1 protein-coding gene and 1 riboswitch are annotated in these 2,913 nt (G+C 70.6%); the gene reads left to right on the top strand.

The window, feature by feature from the left end:
• Window positions 1–108 precede the first annotated feature (108 nt).
• Window positions 109–296: riboswitch (cobalamin riboswitch) on the top strand.
• Window positions 297–380: 84 nt separating this feature from the next.
• Window positions 381–2,678 (top strand): 5-methyltetrahydropteroyltriglutamate--homocysteine S-methyltransferase, encoded by a 2,298-nt coding sequence (gene metE, locus Q0066_RS11290; RefSeq protein ID WP_298132952.1) that lies wholly within the window; start codon window positions 381–383, stop codon window positions 2,676–2,678.
• Window positions 2,679–2,913: the final 235 nt, after the last annotated feature.

The raw sequence follows: 2,913 nt of genomic DNA, 5'->3' as shown, positions 1-2,913 counted from the left end.
CTTGCCCCGGGATCTCCGCGCCGGAGTCTCGTCAGCCGGAGATCCCGGCGTCGGCCGGGATGACGAGTGTCTCCCGCCGCATGCTGGACGCCGCCCGGCCGCGCTTGTGCCGTCCGGGCTGGCCGTGGTTCGATCGAGCGTCGCAGTGATCGGGAACCCGGTGCGAATCCGGGGCTGTCCTCGCAACTGTGAGTGGAGAGCCGACCTCTCAACGATGCCACTGGAGTGATCCGGGAAGGCGGGAGTCGGCGGTCGATCCACGAGCCAGGAGACCGGCTGCGGCGCTTTGACCGCAACGCCCCACGATGGATGGGGCCTCGAAAGGAAACGGCTATGCCCGCACACGATTTGTCGACCCCTGCCCCGACGAGGGCCGACGCATGACCACCACCGCGAACCTCGGATTCCCCCGCATCGGACGCGACCGCGAACTCAAATGGGCGCTGGAGAAGCACTGGCGCGGCGAACTGGACGCCGCCGGCCTCGCCGATGTCGCCGCCCGGCTCCGCGCCACTCACTGGCAACTGCAGCGCGACAAGGGTATTCAGCACATTCCCAGCGGTGATTTCTCCTACTACGACCAGGTGCTGGACACCGCTGTCACCCTGGGCGCCGTCCCGGAGCGGTTCGGGGGCCCGTTCGACATCGCCGGCTCGGACGCCGATGCGCTCGGCAGCTACTTCACCATGGCCCGCGGCGGCAACGGCGTCCCCGCTCTGGAGTTGACCAAGTGGTTCGACACCAACTACCACTACCTGGTTCCCGAACTGGCCGCTGACCAGGAGTTCCGCTATTCGTCGAAGGCGACCGCCGCGCAGGTTCGTGAGGCGTCCGCGCTCGGCATCGCGACCCGTCCGGTGGTGATCGGTCCGCTCACCTTCCTGCGGCTGGCCAAGCGCACCGACGGCGGCGACACCATCGAGTTGCTGGACGCGATCCTGCCCGCCTACGTCGACTGGCTGACCGATCTGGTGGCGTCCGGCGCGACCGAGATCCAGCTCGACGAGCCCGCCCTGGTCCTCGACCTGTCGCCGGCCGAGATCGACGGTTACCGTCGTGCCTACGTCCGGCTGCGGGATGCCGTCCCCACCGCGAAGTTGACCTTGGCTACCTATTTCGGTGGTCTGGGCGACAACCTGGAGCTGGCCGTGGGGCTGCCGGTCGACGTGCTGCATGTCGACCTGGTCCGCGACCGGGATCAGCTGGACGCCGTGGTCTCCGCCGCTCCGACGTCGCTCGTCCTGTCGCTGGGTGTGGTGGACGGCCGCAACGTGTGGCGCACCGACCTGACCGCGGTCTACGAGCGGCTGCTCCCGGTCGTCCGCCGGCTCGGCGTCGAGCGGGTGCAGCTGGCGCCGTCCTGCTCGCTGCTGCACCTGCCGGTCGACCTGGCCTCCGAAACCGGTGACGATGCCGAGCTGGCCTCCTGGCTGGCCTTCGCCACCCAACGGCTGGACGAGGTGGCGCTGCTCGCCGGCGCACTGAACGGCGACGCGGACGCGTTGGCCGGCCTGGCCGAGAGCACCGACGTACTGGCCGCCCGGCGCACGTCGCCGCGCGTACTGCAGCCCGCCGTCCAGGAACGCCTCGCCGCGATCACCCCGGACTGGTCGCGCCGGGCCGCCGCCTACCCGCAGCGGGCGGTCGTCCAGCATGCCCGGCTGGGGCTGCCGCTGCTGCCGAGCACCACGATCGGCTCGTTCCCGCAGACCGCTGAGGTGCGCCGGCTGCGTGCCGCGCATCGCCGCGGCGAGGTGGACGCCGAGGCCTACCGGGCCGGTTTGGAAGAGTTCACCGTGGACTGCATTCGCAAGCAGGAGGAGCTCGGCGTCGACGTGCTGGTGCACGGCGAGTTCGAGCGCACCGACATGGTGGAGCATTTCGGGCTGAAGCTGGACGGCTTCACCACCACCTCGCACGGCTGGGTGCAGAGCTACGGTTCGCGCTGCGTGAAGCCGCCGGTGCTGTTCGGCGACGTGGCCCGTCCGGAACCGATGACGGTGGATTGGGCCCGGTTCGCCGCGGCGCAGACCGACCGGCCGATGAAGGGCATGCTGACCGGACCGATCACCATCCTGCAGTGGTCGTTCGTCCGCGATGACCAGCCCGAATCGGTGACCGCTCGGCAGGTGGCGCTGGCGCTGCGCGACGAGGTGGTCGATCTGGAGGCGGCGGGTCTGCCGATCGTCCAGGTCGACGAGCCGGCGCTGCGCGAGGGCCTGCCGCTGCGTCGCCGGGACTGGGCGGCGTACCTGGACTGGGCGACCGAGGCCTTCCGGCTGGCGGTCAGCGGCGTCCGCAACGACACCGGAATCCACACCCACATGTGCTACGCCGAGTTCGGTGACGTGATGGACGCGATCATCGCCCTGGATGCCGACGTGATCTCGATGGAGGCGTCCCGGTCCGGCGGCGAGGTGGTGGCCGAGCTGGCCGAGGCCGGGTACCCGAACGAGGTCGGTCCAGGCGTGTGGGACATCCATTCGCCGCGGGTGCCGAGCGCCGACGAGGTGGACGCCCTGCTCGACGCGTCCCTGGCCGTGCTGCCGCCCGAGCGGCTCTGGGTGAACCCGGACTGCGGACTGAAGACCCGCGGCTGGCCCGAGGTCGAGGCCTCCCTGGCCGAACTGGTGGCCGGTGCCGCCCGGGCCCGCGCCCGCCTGGTCGCCCAGGCCTAACCCCCTGGCCTGGCCCGCCCGCGCTAGGGCCCTCCCTAACTAGTTCAGCCCTCCCGCATGCGGGAGGGCTGAACTAGTTAGGGAGGGCTTTGTCGGGACGGGTGTGGGCGCCTGCGAAGCGCTCAGACGGTGACTGACTCGGGCTTACGGGTGATCCGGAGGTGCCACTCACCGGGCTCTTCGACCAGGTACTGGACGTCGATCCGGGCCCGCTCGGCGAGCTGGCCGAGCAGCG

It is taken from the genome of Micropruina sp. (assembly GCF_027492755.1).
GTDB lineage: Bacteria > Actinomycetota > Actinomycetes > Propionibacteriales > Propionibacteriaceae > Micropruina.
This window is presented reverse-complemented; position numbering and strand designations above follow the sequence as displayed.

What these genes read in the sequence shown, in the direction of transcription:
- metE (WP_298132952.1), top strand. Translation starts at nt 381, where the DNA reads ATGACCACCACCGCGAACCTCGGATTCCCCCGCATCGGACGCGACCGC.